The organism is Mycobacterium numidiamassiliense (assembly GCF_900157365.1).
GTDB lineage: Bacteria > Actinomycetota > Actinomycetes > Mycobacteriales > Mycobacteriaceae > Mycobacterium > Mycobacterium numidiamassiliense.
The window spans coordinates 3122006-3143458 of sequence record NZ_FUEZ01000004.1; the positions used below are offsets into that span (position 1 = coordinate 3122006).

At 62.3% G+C, this 21453-nt stretch carries 20 protein-coding genes; 17 read left to right on the plus strand and 3 right to left on the minus strand.

The features are described from left to right. Nucleotides 1-203: 203 nt before the first annotated feature. Complete coding sequence (locus MNAB215_RS23175) at nucleotides 204-1679, plus strand: multicopper oxidase family protein (protein ID WP_077080876.1); 1476 nt, start codon at nucleotides 204-206, stop codon at nucleotides 1677-1679. An 82-nt stretch (nucleotides 1680-1761) separates the two neighbouring features. Here MNAB215_RS23175 and MNAB215_RS23180 read toward each other — a convergent pair whose 3' ends face one another. Beyond that, the gene (locus tag MNAB215_RS23180) at nucleotides 1762-2544 is read right to left on the minus strand and encodes a VIT1/CCC1 transporter family protein (protein ID WP_083746223.1); all 783 of its coding nucleotides are present in this window, start codon (nucleotides 2542-2544) and stop codon (nucleotides 1762-1764) included. Nucleotides 2545-2698: 154 nt separating this feature from the next. Here MNAB215_RS23180 and MNAB215_RS23185 point away from each other — a divergent pair, with 154 nt between their 5' ends. After that, complete coding sequence (locus MNAB215_RS23185; protein WP_077080877.1) at nucleotides 2699-3190, plus strand: DUF2231 domain-containing protein; 492 nt, start codon at nucleotides 2699-2701, stop codon at nucleotides 3188-3190. A 271-nt stretch (nucleotides 3191-3461) separates the two neighbouring features. After that, nucleotides 3462-4298 carry a universal stress protein gene (locus MNAB215_RS23190; RefSeq protein WP_077080878.1) on the plus strand — a complete coding sequence of 279 codons (837 nt, stop codon included), beginning with the start codon at nucleotides 3462-3464 and terminating at the stop codon, nucleotides 4296-4298. Between the two features lie 27 nt (nucleotides 4299-4325). Here MNAB215_RS23190 and MNAB215_RS23195 read toward each other — a convergent pair whose 3' ends face one another. Beyond that, nucleotides 4326-4751, minus strand: coding sequence for a pyridoxamine 5'-phosphate oxidase family protein (locus MNAB215_RS23195; RefSeq protein WP_077082258.1), 426 nt, complete (start codon nucleotides 4749-4751; stop codon nucleotides 4326-4328). A 507-nt stretch (nucleotides 4752-5258) separates the two neighbouring features. Here MNAB215_RS23195 and MNAB215_RS23200 point away from each other — a divergent pair. The 11 genes from MNAB215_RS23200 to fdxA all read left to right on the plus strand — a co-directional run bounded on the left by MNAB215_RS23200 (nucleotide 5259) and on the right by fdxA (nucleotide 16797). Next, the gene (locus tag MNAB215_RS23200; RefSeq protein ID WP_077080879.1) at nucleotides 5259-5486 is read left to right on the plus strand and encodes a hypothetical protein; all 228 of its coding nucleotides are present in this window, start codon (nucleotides 5259-5261) and stop codon (nucleotides 5484-5486) included. Between the two features lie 124 nt (nucleotides 5487-5610). Further along, nucleotides 5611-6042: an HSP20 family small heat-shock protein gene (locus tag MNAB215_RS23205; protein ID WP_077080880.1), complete on the plus strand. Its 432-nt coding sequence runs from the start codon at nucleotides 5611-5613 to the stop codon at nucleotides 6040-6042. Between the two features lie 19 nt (nucleotides 6043-6061). Continuing rightward, the gene (locus tag MNAB215_RS23210) at nucleotides 6062-8104 is read left to right on the plus strand and encodes an erythromycin esterase family protein (RefSeq protein WP_083746225.1); all 2043 of its coding nucleotides are present in this window, start codon (nucleotides 6062-6064) and stop codon (nucleotides 8102-8104) included. A 26-nt stretch (nucleotides 8105-8130) separates the two neighbouring features. Next, complete coding sequence (locus MNAB215_RS23215) at nucleotides 8131-9117, plus strand: 1-phosphofructokinase family hexose kinase (protein ID WP_077080882.1); 987 nt, start codon at nucleotides 8131-8133, stop codon at nucleotides 9115-9117. 220 nt (nucleotides 9118-9337) lie between these two features. After that, a complete protein-coding gene (locus tag MNAB215_RS23220; RefSeq protein WP_077080883.1) occupies nucleotides 9338-10798 on the plus strand; it encodes a trypsin-like peptidase domain-containing protein in 1461 nt (486 codons plus the stop codon). Between the two features lie 264 nt (nucleotides 10799-11062). Then, complete coding sequence (locus MNAB215_RS23225) at nucleotides 11063-11923, plus strand: universal stress protein (protein WP_077080884.1); 861 nt, start codon at nucleotides 11063-11065, stop codon at nucleotides 11921-11923. An 82-nt stretch (nucleotides 11924-12005) separates the two neighbouring features. Beyond that, nucleotides 12006-12677 carry a hypoxia response regulator transcription factor DosR/DevR gene (gene dosR, locus MNAB215_RS23230; protein WP_077080885.1) on the plus strand — a complete coding sequence of 224 codons (672 nt, stop codon included), beginning with the start codon at nucleotides 12006-12008 and terminating at the stop codon, nucleotides 12675-12677. 329 nt (nucleotides 12678-13006) lie between these two features. Next, on the plus strand, nucleotides 13007-14656 hold the full coding sequence (locus MNAB215_RS23235) for a GAF domain-containing sensor histidine kinase (protein ID WP_165691652.1): 1650 nt from the start codon (nucleotides 13007-13009) through the stop codon (nucleotides 14654-14656). A gap of 221 nt (nucleotides 14657-14877) precedes the next feature. Next, nucleotides 14878-15435 carry a GNAT family N-acetyltransferase gene (locus tag MNAB215_RS23240; RefSeq protein WP_077080886.1) on the plus strand — a complete coding sequence of 186 codons (558 nt, stop codon included), beginning with the start codon at nucleotides 14878-14880 and terminating at the stop codon, nucleotides 15433-15435. A gap of 13 nt (nucleotides 15436-15448) precedes the next feature. Continuing rightward, entirely contained in the window at nucleotides 15449-16339 is an 891-nt protein-coding gene (locus MNAB215_RS23245; protein WP_077080887.1) for a universal stress protein, read from the plus strand. A gap of 101 nt (nucleotides 16340-16440) precedes the next feature. After that, nucleotides 16441-16797 carry a ferredoxin gene (fdxA, locus tag MNAB215_RS23250; RefSeq protein ID WP_077082260.1) on the plus strand — a complete coding sequence of 119 codons (357 nt, stop codon included), beginning with the start codon at nucleotides 16441-16443 and terminating at the stop codon, nucleotides 16795-16797. A 22-nt stretch (nucleotides 16798-16819) separates the two neighbouring features. On the opposite strand, the gene MNAB215_RS23255 is transcribed toward fdxA, so the two are convergent. Next, complete coding sequence (locus MNAB215_RS23255; protein WP_077080888.1) at nucleotides 16820-17635, minus strand: universal stress protein; 816 nt, start codon at nucleotides 17633-17635, stop codon at nucleotides 16820-16822. 243 nt (nucleotides 17636-17878) lie between these two features. Between MNAB215_RS23255 and MNAB215_RS23260 the strand changes: the two genes are divergently transcribed. The 3 genes from MNAB215_RS23260 (at nucleotide 17879) to MNAB215_RS23270 (ending at nucleotide 21422) form a co-directional block, all read left to right on the plus strand. Beyond that, nucleotides 17879-18766, plus strand: coding sequence for a universal stress protein (locus MNAB215_RS23260; RefSeq protein ID WP_077082261.1), 888 nt, complete (start codon nucleotides 17879-17881; stop codon nucleotides 18764-18766). Between the two features lie 181 nt (nucleotides 18767-18947). Further along, nucleotides 18948-19835, plus strand: coding sequence for a universal stress protein (locus tag MNAB215_RS23265; RefSeq protein ID WP_077080889.1), 888 nt, complete (start codon nucleotides 18948-18950; stop codon nucleotides 19833-19835). A gap of 42 nt (nucleotides 19836-19877) precedes the next feature. After that, nucleotides 19878-21422 carry a bifunctional aminoglycoside phosphotransferase/ATP-binding protein gene (locus tag MNAB215_RS23270; protein WP_083746226.1) on the plus strand — a complete coding sequence of 515 codons (1545 nt, stop codon included), beginning with the start codon at nucleotides 19878-19880 and terminating at the stop codon, nucleotides 21420-21422. The last annotated feature ends 31 nt before the right edge of the window (nucleotides 21423-21453 follow it).

Here is a 21453-nt window from a genome sequence, read left to right on the forward strand (position 1 = left end):
CCGATGAGGTTGACATCGACGCTCGGGCGGCCATAGGTGACGCACCGGTTAGTGCCGCAGCACAACGTGCTTCACCTCGCAGGGCGCAATACCCGATGTGCCGACCGACGCTGGGATGCCGCGATCAGCTTGCCGCAAACTGAACAGTGGTGAGACGGTGAGTTCCGTCGGCCGAGTCGAACAACTGTCAGGAGGATTGCGTCATGGCGGTGGGGCGGCGCGATTTCCTGAAATGGGGCGGGACCGCCGCCATCGCCGCCGCCGGTGGCCTGGGGGCTGCAGCGGGGTGTTCGCGTCCGCCCTCGCCGCCGAGCGGCAAGCCCGACCACACGCTGCGCATCGGCACCGGCATGGTCGAGTTGGCGCCGGATCGAGTGGTGTCCACCACCATCTACAACGGGCAGTTCCCAGGACCCCTGCTGAGGTTCAAGGAAGGCCAAACCACCTGGGTGGACGTCCACAACGACACCGACACCTCTGAACAGTTGCACTGGCACGGCCAGCATTTACCTGCAGAGGTCGACGGTGCCGCCGAAGAAGGCACCCCATACATCCCCGCCCACGGCATGCGACGCATCTCGTTTGTGCCCGGCCCGCCAGGATTCCGCTTCTATCACACCCACCTCGTCCCACGCGCCGACTTGGCCCGGGGCCAGTACAGCGGCCAGGTTGGTCCCGTTTACATCGAGCCGAAGCAGAATCCGGGGGCCTACGACCAAGAAATCTTTCTCACGCTCAAGGAGTTTCAGCCCGCCTTCAGCACCCAGGGTGACATGGCCGCCGATTTCCTGGCCGGCGATCAGGACCAAGACCTCAGGGCAATGGGCCAATCGGCGATGGCCGCCTCATTAGCGCACGGCATGCCGCACGGCTACGAGGTGGGCTATGACGCGTTCGCGATCAATGGACGCATGCTCGGCCACGGCGAGCCGATCCGCGTGCAAACCGGTCAGCAGGTGCTACTGCACGTGCTCAACGGTAGCGCCGGTGAGAACCGCAGCCTGGCGTTGCCCGGACATACCTTCACCGTCGTCGCGCTGGACGGCAACCCGGTGCCTCACCCGATGCCGGTACCGGTGCTGTGGCTCGGTGCCGCCGAACGGATCTCGGCGATCGTGCAGATGAGCAACCCCGGCGTGTGGGTACTGGGGGACCTCGCAGACTCCGACCGGCAGAACGGCATGGGCATCGTGGTCGAATACGCCGGCCGCGGCGGCGATCCACAGTGGGCCCCAGCGCCGCCGTTCAAATGGGACTACCGTCTGTTCGCCACACCCGACCCGGCTCCGCCGCGCCCTCCCGATCACAGCATCGACATGCTGATCGAGAAACGCAACGCCGCGGACAACGGTTTCAACGTATGGACCCTCAACGCCAAACCATTCGACATGGACACCAATCGACCCGTCTATGACCTCCAGCTGGGCAGGCGCTACCGGATCCGCTTGCGCAATGCCACCGACGACATCCACCCAATCCACTTGCACCGGCACACCTTCGAAATCACCCACGTCGCCGGAACACCCAGCGCTGGGCTGCACAAGGACGTCGCGATGCTCGGCGGCTATCAGACTATGGACATCGACTTCCTCGCCGACCAACCCGGCCTGTCACTGTTTCATTGCCACCAACAACTGCACATGGACTACGGATTCATGGCACTGCTACATGCGAGCTGACCGCCCAGCCGGCCGATCGGTCAAACCACCGACGAGCGAAACCTTGGATAGCTCAAGGGGGTCGAGAACCCTCGCCCACGTGTCAGCTCAGTGCGGTGCCGAAGAGGTGCCCGACCCCGTAGGTGAACGCAAGTCCTGCGGCGCCACCGATCACCACACGCAGCACGGCCCGACGCACGTTGCTGCCGCCTATGCGGGCACTGAGTGCCCCCGCAAGACCTAACGCAATCAGGACGGCGACGAACGTCACCGGCACCCGCCATGCGGCTGGCGGCAACAGAATCGCCAGCAGCGGAAGCAGGGCGCCGATGATGAACGACGCGGCAGACGCTGCAGCGGCCTGCCAGGGATTGGCCAGGTCATCGGGATCGATGTTGAGCTCGGCATCGACATGGGCCGCGAACGCGTCGTGGGCGGTCAACTCCTCAGCAACTTGAGCTGCGGTCTGCGGCGTGACGCCCTTGGCCTCGAAGATGGCGGTCAGCTCGGCCAGCTCGGTGTCGGGCATGTGGTGTAGTTCGTGGCGCTCCTTTGTCAGCATGGCCTGCTCGCTGTCGCGTTGGCTGGACACGGAGATGTACTCACCCAACGCCATCGACACTGCGCCGGCCACCAGGCCCGCCAGGCCGGCGGTGAAAATCGTGCCACGCTGTGCGGTGGCTCCCGCAACACCGATCACGATGCCGGCCACCGAGACGATGCCATCGTTGGCGCCCAGCACCGCCGCTCTTAACCAGTTCAACCGTGCCGATGCGCCCTCACTGTGTGGCTCGGCCGCATGGCTCCGTTCTCCGGCCGACGCCGCGTCCACTTGTTCGGCGATCGACGGCGTCGGCTCACCCTGCCGTCGCTGATCATCAAACATGCCATAAAGCAAACCGCATTCCCGCCGGTCTTGCCAGCAAGCAGAGCCTCACCAAAGCCGCGGTCTAAGCGGCCTACGCGGCTCCACGGGTTCCGCCCTCGGCGGCGTTATGATCGCGACCGCCGTGCGCTGCCACCATCTGATAGGGAGTCCTATGAATGTTGTCAACGGCCTGCCCGCCCATGTCCTGCTTGTGCACTTTATTGTGGTGCTCGCGCCGCTAACCGCTTTGCTTGAGATCGCTTGCGCGCTATGGCCCGCCGTGCGCCGGGGACAGTTAGCGTGGCTCGCGCTGATCCTGGCCATCGTCGTCGCGGTGCTGACGCCAATCACCACAAACGCCGGCGGATGGCTGTATGACCTAAGGCGCAACCCCGATCCCATCTTGCGCGAACATGCCGAGCGGGGCGACACAATGATTTACTTTTCGCTTGCGCTACTCGTCGTCGCGCTTGCGCTTGTGGCGCTGCGTTTTGCTGAACGCCGAACCCACCCGTCCGGATCGTTAGTGAGGATCATCGTGGCGGTAGTGGTGCTGACCGTCGGGGTCTCGTCGATGATTCAGATCTACCGCATCGGTGATGCCGGAGCCCAGTCGGTATGGGGCAGCGAAATCGCACATCTGAAGAAGGCCAACGGAACATAGCAATCAACGAGCGCGAAGTGCAACCAATCACCTACTGTCACATGCCGTTCAGCGTTCTAGCTCCGCGCGCCTCGGCCGACTCGGACTCCACCGTGAGCTAGTTCTTCACCGCGAACAGTCCGCGGCGAGGGCGACCGGCACGGCCCTCGCGTAGCACCCGCGAGGGGAACAAGGGACCTCGAGGCGAGGACTAAGTCCTCTGATCAGCCACCGGCGTGATCCGTACCGTTCTGGGTAGCTTTTCACCGCCCTTTGCGACTGGGAGTTATTGATGTTCGACAGGTACCCACCGAAGTCGGTAGTCGTCGGTGTTGACGGATCCCGGGCGGCGATTCGCGCCGCCCGGTGGGCCGTCGACGAGGTGGCTCTCACTGACACGCCGCTGCGTCTGCTCTACGTCACCAAACCAAACCCAGGTGCCAGCCCAGCCGAAGCGGGAGCGGCGCTAGTGGCAGCGGAGGAGGTTATTCACAACGCGTGCAGCGCTATTGACGAAATGGGCAGGCCCGTAAAGATCGAGACCGAGATCATCGAAGGGCACCCGGTGGCGGGGTTGATTGACGCTTCCCGTTCCACGACTTTGCTGTGTGTCGGGGACACCGGGGCCGCCCAGCATCCCGACGTCTGGTTGGGATCCACTGCCAAGGAATTGGCAGAATCTGGGCACTGCACGGTCGCAATCGTCCGAGGCGACCGCCGCGATACCGGCGCGGTGGGCGAGGGCTGGATAGTTGCGCTTGCAGACGAGTCGCCAGACGGCATCGACGTTCTGCAGATGGCGCTGCATGAGGCCCAACACCGATGCGCTCCATTGCGGGTTTTGACAGCCGCCGAATTGCCATCGAGCCACTTCCGGGATCCCGACGCGAGCGACTCACACATGCAGCGTTGCGTGGACGACTATGCCGATGTCGAAATCGAGACGTTTCATTCCGAGGGGTCGTTCCTCAACTACCTCACGGAGCACGCTGAATCTATCGAGTTGGCCGTGATCGGCGCTGCCCAAGCTGGCGAACTTCGGCAATTGCTCGGCGCGCCCGGCGCAATGGCTTTGCGCGACAGCCACTTCTCGTTGCTCGTCGTTGGCTTCGAACGCCCGGGCCGCTGATCGTAGCCGCCGTGCGGCGGCGAGGTTTCAGTTTTCCGTGGCATTGATGCGGAAGCCGGCGATGATCGCAGGTTCGATGGCTACGACGGTGTCAGCGTGGTTGACCCACGGATGGAGTAGTTGCTCGTACCGTGAGACTTGGTCGGGATCGGTGATGGTGCGTGCGTGCCCGGTGACAACGACGCTCCAGCCCGTCCGACTCTGTGGGTCGATGCTGTCGGCTTCATACGCGACGACGACGCCGTCGGTCGATCGCACAGCCGCGGAGATCGATGCTGTCAGGCGGGTGCGAATGATTATCCGGCCTTCGTCCAGCAGATGATTGACCGGGCGGATCGCCGGAAGTGCGTCGAGGGTGAAGACGACGCGGCCGTAAGTGATGCTGGCCAGCAATCGTACTGCCTCAGTGCTGGTTAACCGCTGAGCGCCTGCGGCGGCCTGCGCCAAGCCCAGTCCGCCGTCATAGCCTCGATCGTTCACACCGCCGATCATTTGCCATGAGCCGCTTGAGCAACTAGGGCCATACGACCCCACCTGGGGCTCCAGCCCGACCTCGCCGGCACTCCGCAGCAGCAGTGACCGCGCTCGGCATGCAACGGACCGATGGATGTCCCTTTTAATGGGTGACTTCAGACCCTATGCGCGATTTGCCGACCACCGAAATGATTAAAGACAAGCTGACGACTCATCCAGAGGCGCCTGCAAAACAAGGAAGTGGAATGTCTTCTACGGTAGGCGAGTACACCGATGCTTCGACGCATGGTGGCCGCGGGCCCAGATTTGACTGGCAGCGCCGTCGGTCCAGCGGCCTCCGCCCTGGTGCGAGGATTCCCGAGTCTAAGCAGCTGAATCGCAATCAAGCGTTCCTCGTCGCTAGTTCGCTATGGCCGTCTCGATGGTGGAATCCGCGTCGCTCCCGCTACTCGGACAGAGCTCTCCACGCACAGCAGGGAGAGTGAAATGTCTTCTTCGCCGTCACTTCATGACGCTGGTGTGGACGAGCTTGCGCGGCAGTTTGTGAACTCGCCCTATGCCGGCGATACATATGCTGATTGGCCTTTGGACCGACGCCTGGACGTCTTTCTTAGTCGCTCGGGATTGCGCCATATCGCTGAAGATGGCGACGCGTACGAGCTCGTGCTAGACCGCGTCATGGCCTACATCGGCGCAGAGCAGCCTGCTCGATGACGGTCGCGAACTGACAGAGCAGGCGAACGACCCACAAGCAGGGGACTTCGGACCCTTTCGGCGAGCCTGGCTAATTGGTCGGATAAGCATCGGAACCAACGCAATCTCAAATCTAGGAGAAACGATGAGTACCCTTGCCGTTCGCCGTCAGCCGAGGTCGCTCTTCCCGGAACTTTCCGAACTATTCGGCGGCTTTCCCGCCTTTGCCGGACTCCGTCCCGCCCTGGACGCTCGCGTGATGCGGCTCGAGGACGAGATGAAGGACGGCCGCTACGTGGTGCGCGCGGAAATGCCGGGTGTTGACCCGGCCAAGGACGTCGACATCACGGTGCGTGACAGCCAGCTGAGCATTAAGGCCGAGCGTACCGAGAAGAAAGACTTCGACGGTCGCTCGGAATTCTCCTACGGCTCATTCGTTCGGACCGTGTCGTTGCCGGCGGGCGCGGACGAAGACAACATCGAAGCCACCTACGACAAAGGGATTCTCACTGTCTCGGTGCCGGTTTCGGAGCCGAAGCCGACGGAGCGGCGCGTTCAGGTCCAGTCTGCCAACTGACGAATGACCATGGTGCGCAATGACCAGAGCAGCTGATGTCACTCGGCCTTCGCCGCGACGCGTGTTCCGCGATCGCCGCGAGGCCGGCCGTGTGTTGGCAAACCTCCTCAGCGCCTACCGCAACCAACATGACGTGATCGTCCTGGGCTTGGCGCGGGGTGGACTGCCTGTCGCGTGGGAGGTGGCGGCGGCGCTGCACGCCCCGCTTGATGCCTTTGTCGTGCGCAAACTCGGTGCCCCTGGTCACGAAGAGTTTGCAGTTGGAGCGATGGCCAGTGGGGGCCGTGTAGTGGTCAACGACGATGTGGTGCGCGGCTTACGCATCACCCCCCAGGAACTGCGCGCCGTCGCCGCGCGTGAAGGGCGGGAACTGGTTCGGCGCGAGGCCGCGTATCGCGGTGGACGCCCACCTCTCGACGTGACCGGCAAGACGGTCATCCTCGTCGATGACGGGTTGGCCACCGGCGCAAGTATGTTCGCGGCGGTGCAGGCGTTACGAGAAGCCGAGCCCGCACATATCGTGATCGCGGTGCCGGCCGCTCCAGAATCCACCTGCCGGGAATTCGCCGGGTTGGTCGACGACGTTGTCTGCGCGAGTATGCCCACCCCGTTCTTCGCGGTCGGCGAGTCGTTCTGGGATTTCAGCCAGGTCTGCGACGAGGAGGTTCGCCAGCTGCTCGCGACCCCGACGACAGGGGCCTCGATCGGCCAGCCCTCGACGCGGACGCCGGCCGAGGTGATCAGCAGCGTTGCGATTGATGCCCCGGGCGGTATTCCGCCGCGCGAGACGTTGGAGCAGCTCATCGGTGACGCGCGGATCGTCTTGATCGGCGAGAGTTCGCATGGGACCCACGAGTTCTACGAGGCTCGGGCCGCGATCACGAAATGGCTGATCGACGAAAAGGGTTTCTGCGCCGTCGCAGCGGAGGCCGACTGGCCCGACGCCTACCGAGTGAATCGGTATGTCCGCGGCCTTGGCGAGGATGAGACCGCCGATGAGGCGTTGAGCGGATTCGAGCGCTTCCCGGCCTGGATGTGGCGCAACACCGTCGTTCGTGACTTCGTCGATTGGCTACGCCTACGCAACCAACGGCAGGAGTCAAACGGTCAGCGGCAGGCCGGCTTCTACGGGCTTGATCTCTACAGCCTGCATCGTTCGATGCACGAAGTCGTCACCTACCTCGATAAAATCGACCCGAAGGCGGCAGCTCGGGCGCGGGAGCGCTATGCGTGCTTCGACCACGCTTCTGCCGACGACGGTCAGGCGTACGGATTTTCGGCGGCGTTCGGAGCCGGCCCATCGTGTGAAAATCAAGCGATCGAGCAGCTAGTCGATATCCAACGCAATGCAGTGGCCTACGCGCGTAGGGACGGCCTGCTTGCCGAAGACGAGCTGTTCTACACCGAGCAAAACGCGCAAACGGTGCGCAACGCCGAGGTGTACTACCGTGCGATGTTCAGTGGCCGTGTTACGTCGTGGAATTTGCGCGACAGGCACATGGCTCAGACACTTGACGCGTTGCTGCAACATCTGGACCGCCACCACGATGTGCCACCGGCACGAATAGTGGTGTGGGCTCACAACTCTCATGTCGGTGACGCGCGGGCGACCGAGGTCTCAGCCGACGGTCAGCTCACACTTGGTCAACTTGTCCGCCAGGATTACGGCGATCAGTCGCGCCTCATCGGGTTCAGCACGTACGGCGGCACAGTGACGGCGGCCAGCGACTGGGGCGGTATTGCTGAACGTAAGACCGTTCGGCCCGCGCTCGACGGCAGTATCGAGGAACTCCTACACGAGACCGGCAGGAGCGCGTTCCTGGTGTCACCGGACATCAGCCCGGAAGCCGCAGAACCGCTGAGCGTCGTTCGATTGGGGCGCGCCATCGGCGTGATCTACCTGCCCGCCACGGAACGGCAGAGCCACTACTTCCACGTCCGGCCAGCCGATCAATTCGACGCGATGATCCACATCGATCGGACCCGAGCACTCGAACCGCTGGAACCCACGAGTCTATGGATTGCCGGCGAAACGCCGGAAACCTATCCGAGCGGGCTATAACCACATTACGAACGGAGTCAACCAATATGGGGGTGCCAGCCGAGCCGGATCCCAGCCGACCGCAGATCGTCACGTTGACGATGAACCCGGCGCTGGACATCACGACAAGTGTTGACACTGTACAGCCGACCGAGAAATTGCGCTGCGAGACAACGCGTTACGACCCAGGGGGTGGCGGCATCAACGTCGCCCGGGTCGTGCACGTGCTCGGCGGGTCGGTGTCAGCCGTATTTCCGGCCGGCGGCCCGACTGGTGATCTTGTTATGTCGCTTCTCGGCGAGGCGGGAGTACCATTTCGGCACATTCCGATCGCGGCGTCGACCCGCGAGAGCTTTACGGTCAACGAGAACACCAGCGGCCAGCAGTACCGCTTCGTCCTTCCAGGGCCACGCCTGACGTCCGCAGAACAAAAGGGGTGCATGGACCAGTTGCGTACCGCTGCGGAATCGGCCGAATTCGTTGTGGCGAGCGGTAGCCTGCCACCGGGCGTGTCTGGTGATTACTACCAGCGTGTGGCCGACATCTGTAGCCATCTCGGTGTCCGCCTCATTCTGGACACCTCGGGTGGCGGCTTACAGCACGTCTCCTCGGGGGTGTACCTGCTGAAAGCAAGCGTGCGTGAACTGCGGGAATGCATCGGGCTTCCGTTGGCCACCGAGTCGGAGCAATTCGCTGCCGCACATGAACTCGTCGAAAACGGTTGCGCGCAAGTCGTGTTGGTGTCCCTGGGATCTCAGGGTGCGCTGCTTGCGACGCAGCATGCGAGCCACCGATTTTCGGCGATTCCGATGCTCGGGGGGAGCGGTGTCGGAGCGGGCGACGCGATGGTCGCCGCGATCACGGTAGGCCTCAGTCGTGGGTGGCCGCTTTTCAAATCGGTTCGGTTGGGCATCGCGGCGGGCGCAGCCATGATGATGACACCTGGTACGGCAGCCTGCGATCGGGCGGATGTGGACAAGTTCTTCGCGCTATGTGCGGAACCATCCGACGTCAATGACAGGGATTTGTATTAGCGCCTGACCCAAGCTCTTCCGGGACGCGAGAGCGCCGAGTTGTTTGCTTCGCTCAGATCGATCATTGCCGGACGCACCGGCTGCAGCGTTGGTCGAATGCAGGCCTGTGCCCGACGGCCTAAGTCGAAACCAACGTCCTCTGGGCATAGGACTTCGGTCCCTACTGCCGCGACTCGACATGCCGGATCGTCAAAGACCAGGGTCGACACGAGGAGGAATCATGGCTGGACGCACTCGATGGGGCCGGGCGTTCGCCTTGCTGTCCTCGGCTGGCCTCGCGGTGTTGGTTGGATCGCCGGGCGTTGCGTCTGCAGACGCCGGGCGTCAACAGGTCAACCCCGAGGAAAGGGCGGCGGCGATGATACGGCCGGCTGTGATGTACCTCGCGGGCCAAAGCTACGGCCAGGTCCGGTTGCCCAGCGGCCAGATGCTGTCCCAATTTGGTGAGGGTTCGACCGTTCCCTTTGTGGCAACCTGGACCTGCACCGGTTTCGTCGTCAATCCCGACGGCTGGGTGGCGACCGCAGGTCACTGTGTCGATCCGCAGAACGCAAAACAGTTGATACTCAAAAACGCGGTGAGCACTTACACGAACCAGTTTCCAGACTCGCCCGAGGCCGGGGACCCTGCCGCAGCCCTCCGGTGGCTTGTGAAGAACGCACGCGTCGAGGGTGATACCCCCGATCGGGGTCCCGAGACTAGCGTCACTGTGTTGTACGGCACCGGGACAAAGGTCGCCGGGAAGATGCCGGCCAATGTGGTCGATTTCCGGCCCCTTGGCAAGGGTGACGTCGCTCTGCTCAAGGTGGAGCAGCACAATATGCCATCGTCCGAGCTTGCTAGCGATGCCGACGTCAGCATCGGCACATCGATTCTTACGGTGGGTTTTTCGGAGGCTACTCAACAGATCACCGGTCCATCGCTAGACCCAACGAACAAGAGTGGCAAGGTCAGCAAAAAGTCGACCATGAAAACCATGCCGGAGTATGAAGTCGACGCCGCGGTTTCCGAAGGCATGAGCGGCGGCCCGACGGTCGACCTCGACGGCAGGGTGATCGGGCTAAACAGCTTCGGCCCTGTCGGCGAACCGCAGGCGTTCAACTTCATCGCACCCGCAGATCGCATCGCGGCAATACTCGCGGGCAAGGCTGTCAAGGCGACGCTCGGACCTGCCGATGTCTACTACCGCAAAGGGCTGGATCATTACTACTCCGGCCGATACGGCGAGGCGATCAAAGATTTCGACCAGGCCGCGGCGTTGTCACCCGACTATCCCGGGCTGGCCGATCTCCGGACGAGTGCGGCAAATCTGCGGCAGCAGTACGGCGACGCATCGGTGTTCAGTAGCTCAAACATGCGTTGGTACATCGCAGGTGCGGTCTTACTGGTGCTCGCGATAGGGGGCCGTGCGATCTTTGTCGCCGTGAGAAACCGTCGGCCCAATCGCGCGGAAGTCAAAGCTGTTGATTTCCAGCCAGTCCCGCATGGGTCCGTTGTGGTGGGGGGTGTTGTCACCGAACAAGACGCGGCCCAACCCTTGGGTGTCGTTCCCGCGCAACAGTTGACGGCGACGGAACCTCACTTCTGCACAAGTTGTGGAGCAGCTCACCACCCTGCCGAAAGGTTCTGCCCGAACTGCGGGAAGCAAATACCTCTTGGAAAATCAGCGCAAATACGATGACGCACATAAAGCCGCGCCGCGCGTCCGAACGGCATCCGAGCTGAGGTCTAATGGCCCCTTCGTCATCAGCGACAGGCTAAATAAACTGACATTAGGCCGATCAAAGTGGTCTGCCCTCAGGCCGCTAGTCAGGAGTCCAGATGAACCGCCAGTATGCCAAGTTGGTGGTCGTCGGTGTCGCGACGATACCCGAATTACCCTCCAATTGTGGATATTCCGGCAGCTCAGTTCCTCTGATCCGCGATTGAATCCGGAAGCCGTGCCATGAATGAGTCACCCACATCTCGGCCAGTCGTCGTCGGTATAGACGGTTCGAAGGCGGCAATACGCGCGGCGCTCTGGGCGGTCGATGAAGCGGTGAGCCGCGACGTCCCTTTGCATCTCCTTTACGCGGTTGAGCTGTGCGACGCCCAAGACGCCGAACCGCAGACCACGGCCGGCAGGCTTGCCGGAGCGAAAATGGCTGTCCGGCAAGCGCTCACGGCGATCCAAGCCGCAGGCAAGGCGGTAAAGATCGAGACGGAGATCTCTCAGGAGCCGCCGATTGGGTTGTTGATCCGCGCGTCGGCATCAGCGTCGATGGTGTGTGTGGGCGCGGTCGGGCTCCGCCACTTTCAGGCGGGCCGGATGGGTTCCACCGGTGCGGCTCTAGCTGTTTCGGCGCGCTGCCCCGTAGCGATTATTCGCGGCCATCACGACGAGCCGGGACAGCCTCCGCATGAGATTGTCGTCGAAGTAGACGGTTCTGCCGAGAACGGCGTATTGCTGGGCGCCGCCATGGACGAAGCGCAGCTGCGCAACGCGACCGTGTACGCAGTAGTTTGCGCGCCGACGACGTTGGGCGATGACGAAAAGGCGCGCGACGGCGATCGGCGAGCATACGCTGACCTTGATCGCCGGCTGGCTCGCTGGAGGCGACGCTATCCGAACCTGGGAGTCAAAGCGGTGGTGATGCACGGCGGACTTCTGGATTACCTGGCTCGGAACCGCAGAACGCCGAAGTCGGTGGTCGTCAGCGCCCGAAACCATGCGCACCTCAACGAATTTTTTGGGCCAATCGGCGGTGCCATACTGCAGGACGCCGAATGCTCACTTCTCATCGTCAATCACCAACAGCGTTTATGAACCGCGGCGATTGTGAATGATGTGGGATATTGAGGCAGGTTCCCTGATTCTTCGCTCGAAGGGCCAGCAGGAAGGACTTGCAATGGTAAGGGTTTTCTTGGTCGACGACCATGAGGTCGTTCGCCGCGGTCTTGCCGATCTGCTTGCATCGGACCCCGAGCTCGAGGTTGTTGGCGATGCGGGCTCGGCGTCCGAAGCGCTGGTGAGAATACCGGCATTGCGGCCCGACGTCGCCGTGCTTGACGTGCGCCTCCCCGATGGCAACGGAATCGAATTGTGCCGCGATCTGCTGTCCGAACTCCCGGAGCTGCGATGCCTGATGCTCACGTCGTTCACCTCGGATGAAGCGATGCTCGAGGCAATCTTGGCGGGTGCCAGCGGCTACGTCGTCAAAGACATCCGGGGCATGGAGCTGGCTCAGGCGATCAAGGACGTCGGTGCCGGCAAGTCGCTACTGGACAATCGGGCAGCCGCCGCCTTGATGGCGAAACTTCGCGGCGCCGCGGAGCACAAAGATCCCTTGTCTGGATTGACCGAGCGCGAGCGAACGCTGCTTGCGCTGCTCAGCGAGGGATTGACTAACAGACAGATTGCAGCCCGCATGTTCCTGGCCGAGAAAACGGTGAAGAACTACGTATCTCGTTTGCTGGCCAAACTGGGGATGGAGCGGCGCACCCAAGCAGCGGTGTTTGCGTCGAAGCTGGACCATGGATCTCACCCGCCGGTGGCGGATACGGGCACATCGCCGGCCTGACCGGCCGCGCTGACAGCGTAAATGACCGCTAAAGCGGGGGATCTGTCAGCGCCGATCACTCGGGGCAGCTAGCTGACCGCGAAGTTGGTCGTCTGACGACTCGCCGACGAGCTCGTCAGGGCCGTGGATCCCGTGCTGTTGGGGTCTAGTCGGAAGGAGACTACGCTGGCGGCAGGCATCTCCGCGTTGCTCAAAATCGCACTTGTCGCTTTGCGCAACACGCGCAAGCTGCCATGGGGCTAAGAGTGGTGGAGGTGTCTGGTCTGGTGGCCAGCGACGAGAGTATCTCGGCTTTTGCCGGACTAGGTCAGCGCGGACTAGTCAGCAAGATGCACGAGCAACTAGACGAATTGCTCGCGGCACGCGACCAAATGGAGCAGTTGCTGCGCGTGATTGTCGAGATCGGTTCAGATCTGGACCTGGACGCAACACTGCGGCGGATCGTTCTCGCAGCCAGGAAACTGACCTCTGCCCCCTATGGGGCACTGGCCGTACGTGATCCCGAGGGCGTATTGGTCGCATTTGTCCATGAAGGAATCGATGCCGACGCGGCCCGGCGAATCGGGCCCCTACCGGTTGGCAAGGGTGTTCTCAGTGTGTCACTCCTCGATACGCCGGCGTTGCGTTTAGAGGATCTGACGACGCACCCGGATGCGGTCGGGTTCCCCGAGCACCATCCTCCGATGCGGGCTTTTCTTGGTGTACCGATCTCCATCCGGGGGAGGGTATTCGGCAACCTGTATCTGACCCACGATGAGCCGGGTCGGCTGTTCTCTGAATCCGACGAGGTCGCCGCTCGAGCGCTGGCGTTGGCGGCGGCGGTCGCCATCGACAATGCGCAACTATTCGAGCGGGAGCGCACCTCGGTGAAGTGGATGGACGCGAGCCGGGAAATCACGACCGCGCTACTGTCCGTTGTCGAACCGAACCAGGCTCCGTTGCAATTGATTGCTGAACGGGCCTGCGCGTTGACCGAAGCCGAACAGGCCATCGTGCTTGTTCCGGTCGACGCCGACCTACCTGCTGACGAAATCGACACGCTGTTTGTCGCTGCGGCGGTGGGGCTGAACGCCTCCGACGTTGTTGGCCAACGGATTCCCGTTGAGGACTCCAGCAGCGGCGGTGTGTTCCGCTCTGGTAAGCCGATGATCACGGAGGCGCTGAGCTACCCGATTCAAGCATTCACCGATGTCGGGCAACGTAGCGCGATCCTGATGCCGCTGCGAGCCCATGATGAGGTCGCTGGAGTGATCGCTGTCGCCCGCAGCGCAGATCGGCCTGCATTCGATGACAGTTACCTCGACCTGGTGAGTGATTTTGCCACTCACGCTGCGATCGCACTCATGCTTGCGTCGGGCCGCGAGCACGCGCGCCAGCTGGCCCTGGTGGCTGAGCGTGAGCGCATCGCGCACGACCTCCATGACCATGTCATCCAAAGGTTGTTCGCCGCGGGCATGGATCTGCAGGGCACGGTCGCCCGGGTGCGCTCGCCGGAGGTTGGCGACCGCCTGAACCGCACGCTGGACGATCTCCAAACCATCATCGAGGAGATCCGCGCGACCATCTTCCAGCTCAAATCTCCCTCGGATGTCGACGGCGGCTTTCGGAATCGGATTCAACGCATCGTCGCCGACCTGACTGAAGATCGGGACATTGTCACCACCGTCCGCATGCATGGTCCGATGACCGCCATCGGCGGCGACCTTGCCGACCACGCCGAAGCGGTTACCGCAGAAGCCGTCAGCAACGCCGTTCGCCACTCCGGCGCCTCCCGAGTGACCGTCGAAGTCAGCGTTGCCGACATGTTGACTGTCGACATCATTGACAACGGATGCGGTATGCCCGTTGACAACCCGCGGCGAAGCGGCCTAGCCAACATGTCGTATCGCGCTGAACAGGTCGGTGGCCGCTGCGAGGTCACCAGTCCACCGGAGGGCGGCACTCGCGTTCACTGGACCGCTCCGCTGATCGATCGTTGACACCGGACGAAATCCCTAGCAACGCCGCTTGCGGGTCACCCATTCTGTTGCCGCGCCAGCCTCGCGGGGCGGTCGAGATAAACCCGTGGCTCAGATATGTGGGACGAATGGTGCCGGGGTAGGAGTCTAACGACCCTGCCCAACCCCTCGGACCAGGCATAACGTCATGTGCAAGGCAACCGGTATGACAGCGTGCGCGCATCAGCGGTTCGGGAGAAACGATGAGCAATCAACTAGTGGGAATCGCGGCTACAGCTCAACTGCTCGACGGTCGGTTCGTATCGTTGCGTCCCCTCGGCGCCGAAGACGCAGAAGCGACGGTGGCGCTCCATCAGCATCTCAGCGACTATGACAGATACTTCCGCTTCTTTACGCTGAACCAGATTAATCTCAACGAGCTCGTCGGCAAGATGACTGAGCCCGCACAAGGTCATTGTGCTGTCGGTGCATTCGACGCTGACCGACTGATCGGAGTGGCAAACTACGTCGTCGTTCACGACGATCCGAAAGCTGCTGAAATTGCAGTTGCGGTCGCCCATGAAGATCACTCGCTTGGTGTAGGAACGGCCTTATTGAGGCATCTAGCCCAGCTCGCTCGCGCTCGTGGGGTCGAGCGGTTCGTGGCCGATGTTCTAGGCGAGAATCAACTCATGCTGACGGTATTTTTCGATCTTGGCTGGCCTTGTAAGTCAAAAGGTTGCGGATCGGTTCGTCATCTGGAAATCGAGCTACCCGATCGTCTTGACGAGACGCCGACGGCAGCCAATGCGATTGCATAGCAAGGAGCGTGAAATGTCAGACACCACAAAGGAACACGGAATGCTGGTCTGCGTCGACGGATCGGTGGCATCTGACGCTGCGGTAGCCTGGGCAGCCCGCGAGGCCGTCATGCGGCACGTGCCGATCACGCTGATCCACGTTGTTGCCCCCGTGGTTGTCGGCTGGCCGGTGGGTCAACTGTATGCGGAGCCCGACATGCCCGAGTGGCAGAAGGCAAGCGCAGAGCACGTCGTCGATCGGGCCCGCAAGACACTTAACACCAACCTGGGTGAGTCCGATCCACCCGAAATACGCAGTGCAATAGTGTATTCCACCGTTGTCCCGGCGCTGATTGACGCGTCAAAGGATGCTTGGATGCTCGTGGCCGGAAGTCATGGACTGGGTGCGTTGGGACGGCTGCTGCTGGGCTCGGTCACTACGGCACTGATTCACCATGCGCACTGCCCGGTCGCGGTTATTCACTCCGATAACGGCGCGGTTCCTGATCCCAATGCTCCTGTGCTACTGGGGATCGATGGATCGCCTGCCTCGGAAGCGGCGACTGCCTTGGCCTTTGATGAAGCGTCTCGTCGAGGGGTTGAGTTGGAGGCGCTGCACGCGTGGAGTGATGTCGGCGTGTTCCCGATGCTCGGGATGGACTGGCGGGACAGCGAGGCTAAGGGAGATGAGATCCTCGCCGAACGTCTCGCCGGCTGGCACGAACAGTACCCAGATGTGCGCGTGAAGCGGGTGCTCTGTTGTGACCAGCCTTCTCGGTGGCTGCTCAAGGAATCGGAGCACGCTCAGCTGGTGGTCGTCGGCAGCCACGGTCGCGGAGGTTTTGCCGGGATGCTTCTGGGTTCAGTCAGCTCCGCTATGGCCCACGCGGCAAAGGTGCCAGTGATTGTCACCCGTGGCAGCTAGCGCGCGGCGTGGGCGCCATGCACTGAAAGGGTCTTTGGTCCTCAGGATCTAGGACATTCGATGAGTGCGACGGCCCTCCCGGGTTGGCTACCGTCAAGTTCATGACCTACGTGATCGGCGCTGCTTGTGTAGATGTAAAGGACAAGTCCTGTGTTCAGGAGTGCCCGGTTGACTGCATCTACGAGGGCGCGCGAACGATGTATATCAATCCCGACGAGTGCGTGGATTGCGGTGCTTGCATGTCAATCTGCCGTCTCGACGCGATTTACTGGGAGGGTGATCTGCCCGATGACGAGTTACAGCACCTGGAGGACAACGCGGCTTTCTTCAGTCAAGTGCTCCCAGGCCGAAATTGCGCGCTGGGTTCACCGGGTGGGGCCGACAACTTAGGTCCAGTCGGCGTCGACACGCCGTTTGTCGCCGCGCTGCCTCACTCGACGGTTCGCAAGCACCCGTAGCGTCCGCTTGCCCTACAAGTCGTTATTTGCGTACGACGAGCACCGAGCACCCGGAGTGACCGAAGTGTGGGGTGATTGGACCGATCATGCGGGCGGCTTTGTCGGCGTCTGAGCTGTCAACTACCGCGAGCTGAACAGGTTCCTGTGTGTTTGTGAGGAATTCAGCGGCGCCGCGCCGCGCGGCGGCCGGACGGACGTGCACCTCACGGTACTCAGATACCCAGCGGCGAAGCCGATGATCCAGCTGGCGGTAGGGAATCTCACCTACACCCCAACGCCAAACCCCCAGCGCCAGAATTGGCGCCTCGCGAAGTCTCGCCTCCCTGAATCCGTACTCAAGCACGGCGTCGTTATCGGGGGATTCGTCGACGACGACCGCGACCGATCCGGAATCCGATTCGGCAGCGCCACGATTGTGGCGAATGATGGCTACCGGGCAATGAGCCTTCTGGGCAACGGCGTCGGCGGTCGAGCCGATCACCCTGCGGGCTAGCCCCCCAATCCCGATGGATCCGATGCAGACCATTGCCGCATAGCGTGACTCGCTGATCAGAGCGCCCGCAGGCGATCCGTGCACGAGGTCGGTTTCAATTTTGACCTGCTGACCCACGGCATGCAGCGCGGCGGAAGCAGCGCGAAGCGCCGTTTCGCCGTACTCGATATCCAGACTCTCATCAGCCGCGGGTCCATCTGGCTGTTGTTCGGGTATTGCATGAATCAGGCGCAGCGGTACATCGCGGCTAATTGCCTCGGCGACAGCCCATTTGGCCGCATTTATCGCGGCGTCGGAGCCATCGATACCTACAACGACCCGTTGTTGGGATTGCGGGTGAGTCATTGCATCCTCCGATTGGAAGCTCTAACGGGCTATCCCGTATCTCATTCGGAGACGTTATTGGGGATTCCCGCCTTTGAGCAGGGCCGTTCGACCCCCCTTTCGCGACGATGGTCCCTGCCGGCTGGATCACTGCATCTCTACCGTGTGCGGCGGCAGGACTCATATCCACGTGGTTGGGGACTAAAGCCTCCTGATCGATGCCTGTTCGGACACTAGCGTTCTCGATGAGTGAGGGAGGACGAGATGTCCACGCCCGTGAAGCGATACGGCATCGTCGCAGGAGTCGACGGATCGGCTGCGTCGAATTTCGCAATCTGCTGGGCCGCGCATGAAGCGGCGATGCGTCGTATTCCGTTGACCTTGGTCCACATCGTCAACACCGTCATGCCGGTATGGCCGCAAATGCCGTCGACGGCCGAGGCTGGGGTCTGGCACGACGACGACGGCCGCCGGGTCCTCGACGAGGCGGTCAAGATCGCCGAAGACTCCACAAAGACATACCGCGAAATCGACATCGCAAGCGAGCTGAAACGTTCACCCCCGGTGCCGACGCTGATCGAAATGTCGGAAGAGGCGGAGATGGTCGTCGTGGGCAGCACCGGGCGCGGAGCGGTGGGCCGGGTTTTGCTGGGTTCAGTCAGCTCCGGTGTTGTGCGGGGCGCGAGCTGCCCGGTCGCCATCATCCACGAGGAAGACCCATCAACGCCCTATTCGGCGAAGGCGCCTGTGCTGGTGGGAGTCGATGGCTCGCCGGCCTCGGAGCTTGCGACAACCATTGCGTTCGACGAGGCGTCACGTCGGGGCGTCCACCTGAGGGCAGCGCACGCGTGGAGCGATATCGGCTTGTTTGAACTCCCTGAGTCGGATTGGCCGGCAGTGCAACTGGAGGCAGACCGCAGACTGGCTGAATGTCTGGCGGGCTGGCAAGAGCGCTACCCGGATGTCGCCGTGCACCGGCTCGCTGTTTGTGACCGGCCGGCGCGGTTGCTGATCGAACAGTCGGAATCAGCTCAACTGGTTGTCGTGGGCAGCCACGGCCGAGGTGGCCTGAGCGGCATGCTGCTGGGTTCGGTGAGTAACGCGGTCGTTCACACGGTGAGTACGCCGGTCATCGTCGCGCGGCCGTCGTAGGCCGCTCAGAGAAATCCAAACACCGATGGGAACTTGAGGCGAGAAGCCGGAATCAACGCCGACGGGGCAGACCTTGGCACCGTGCAACACCAAGGTCGCAGTACCACGCGTTTGGGGACTAAAGCCTCATGATCGGCGACTGTTCTGGCAATAGCGTTTTGAGTGACCGAAGGAGAACGAAATGTCTGCAACCGGGCAGCGTTACGGCATAGTCGCCGGGGTAGATGGGTCTACCGCATCTGACGCCGCTGTCTTGTGGGCAGCGCAGGACGCCGTCACGCGAAATGTCCCGCTGACCCTGGTCCACGCATTCAATACATTCGTGCCGACGTTTCCGCAAATACCGATGCCCACCGGAGATGTGATGTGGCCGGAGGACGACGGTCGCACGGTCCTCGAGCAGGCGGTCAAGATCGCCCAAGACGCCGCGCCGGCAGGGCAGAACATTGCCATAACAACTGAGCTGAACTATTCGCCGCCCGTGCTGGCCCTGACTGACATGTCGGAAGAGGCAGAGATGGTCGTCGTGGGTTGCACTGGGCGCGGAGCCTTAGCCCGGGTGATACTGGGTTCGGTCTGTTCAGGCGTGCTTCACCGCGCGAAGTGCCCGGTAGCGGTGATACACGAAAAAGCCGCCGATGTCCCGCATTCCCATCGGGCGCCGGTGTTGGTCGGAATCGACGGATCGCCGGCTTCAGAGCTTGCCACGGGTATCGCGTTTGACGAAGCAGCGCGTCGCGGTGTCGCTTTGAGGGCATTGCATGCGTGGAGTGACCGTGAGCTTTTCGAACTCCCAGGGTATGACTGGACGGCGGTGGAAGCGGAGGCCGAGCGAAACCTGGCCGAATGCCTGGCCGGATGGCAAGAACGCTATCCCGATGTCGTGGTGGAGCGCCTGATTGTTCGTGATCGGCCGGCTCGGCAATTGACCGAGCACTCGGAATCGGCCCAGCTGGTCGTTGTGGGCAGCCACGGCCGAGGTCACGTCAGCGGCGCGATGCTGGGTTCGGTCAGCAACTCGGTCGTCCAATCTGTTCGGGTACCAGTCATCGTCGCCCGGCCGTCCTAGGCTGCGCCGCGAAATGTCTTCAGCGACAGAGAAGCCGCCATCATGACGACTGCGATCCGGACCAGTGGGGCCGCCGAGGTGGGGACGGCTGACGTGCCCTACGTCGATGTCCACGAAACCCACACGGGTGTGGTGGTGCTGATCGGCGACCGCGCATTTAAGGCAAAGAAACCGGTGTTGACCGACTTTCTCGATTTCCGGACGGTTGAGCAGCGTGAGCGCGCATGCGCGCGGGAAGTCGAGTTGAACAGCCGCCTCTCTCCCGACAGCTATCTTGGTGTTGCGCACCTCACCGATCCCAGCGGAGGGCCAGACGAACCAATCGTCGTGATGCGGCGATACCACGACGATGACCGGTTGGCGTCCGTGATGAACCGCGGTCCCGCCGAATACGTCCGGGGCGTGCTGGACACCATCGCCGGTGTGTTGGCTCGTTTCCATAAGGACGCCGGGCGAAGTCGGGTGATCGATGCCCAGGCGACGGCAACGGCGGTCGACGGACGCTGGCGCGAAAACCTGTCAGAGCTGAACTGTTATGCGAGCAAAGCGAATTCAGGCGTCGATTACGAGACTCTATCGCGGATCCACCGCCTTGCTGCCGAATTCACCTCTGGTCGCGCCCCTTTGTTCGGGCAGCGGATCGATGAAGGGTGCATTGTTGACGGCCACGCCGACCTGCTGGCCGACGATATTTTTTGCGCGGCTACCGGTCCAGCACTGCTCGACTGTCTCGAGTTCGACGACAAACTCCGTTACGTCGACTGTATCGACGACGCTGCCTTCCTGGCGATGGATCTAGAGTTTCTGGGCCGCAAAGATCTTGGCGACTATTTCCTCGAACGCTACGCCGTGCACTCGGCCGATACGGCGCCATCGTCGTTGCGGGACTTCTACATTGCCTACCGAGCGGTGGTAAGAGCGAAGGTTGCCTGCGTACGACTGACACAGGGCAAGCTGGATGCTGCCGAAGATGCCACCCGACATCTGGCCATCGCGACCCGGCACCTGGAACACGGTAGCGTTCGTCTGGCGCTGGTCGGTGGAAATCCGGGAACCGGGAAGTCGACCATCGCTCACGCTCTAGCTGAAAAGGTAGGGGCACAGGTAATTTCAACTGACGACATCCGGCGGGAACTTCGGGAATCCGGCGCCATAACCGGGGACGCGGGAGTTCTGGATGGGGGGCTTTATAGTGCCCGCAACGTCAGAATGGTCTACGACATGGCTCTGGACCGAGCGCGGGAGCTGTTAGGCAACGGGCAATCGGTCATCCTCGACGGCACCTGGCGAGACTCACATCTTCGTGCCCATGCTCATCGGGTCGCTACGGAGACACTTTCGGCGATGGTAGAGCTCATGTGCGTGGCAACGAATGACGCCGCAGCCGAGAGGATAACGACTCGACGGGGGGGAAACTCCGATGTGACTCCGGAGATTGCGGCGGCTGTGGCGTCCCGGAACACCGGCTGGGGAACCGCGTACTCGGTGGACACCTCTCAATCGCTCGAGCACTGTGTCCACGCGGCGCGAGACATTTGGTATCGGGCGATTTACGCGCCGGGTATGCGGATGACCGCCTGGTCCTGAGCGGAAGGCAGAAGACATGTCAACGAAAACT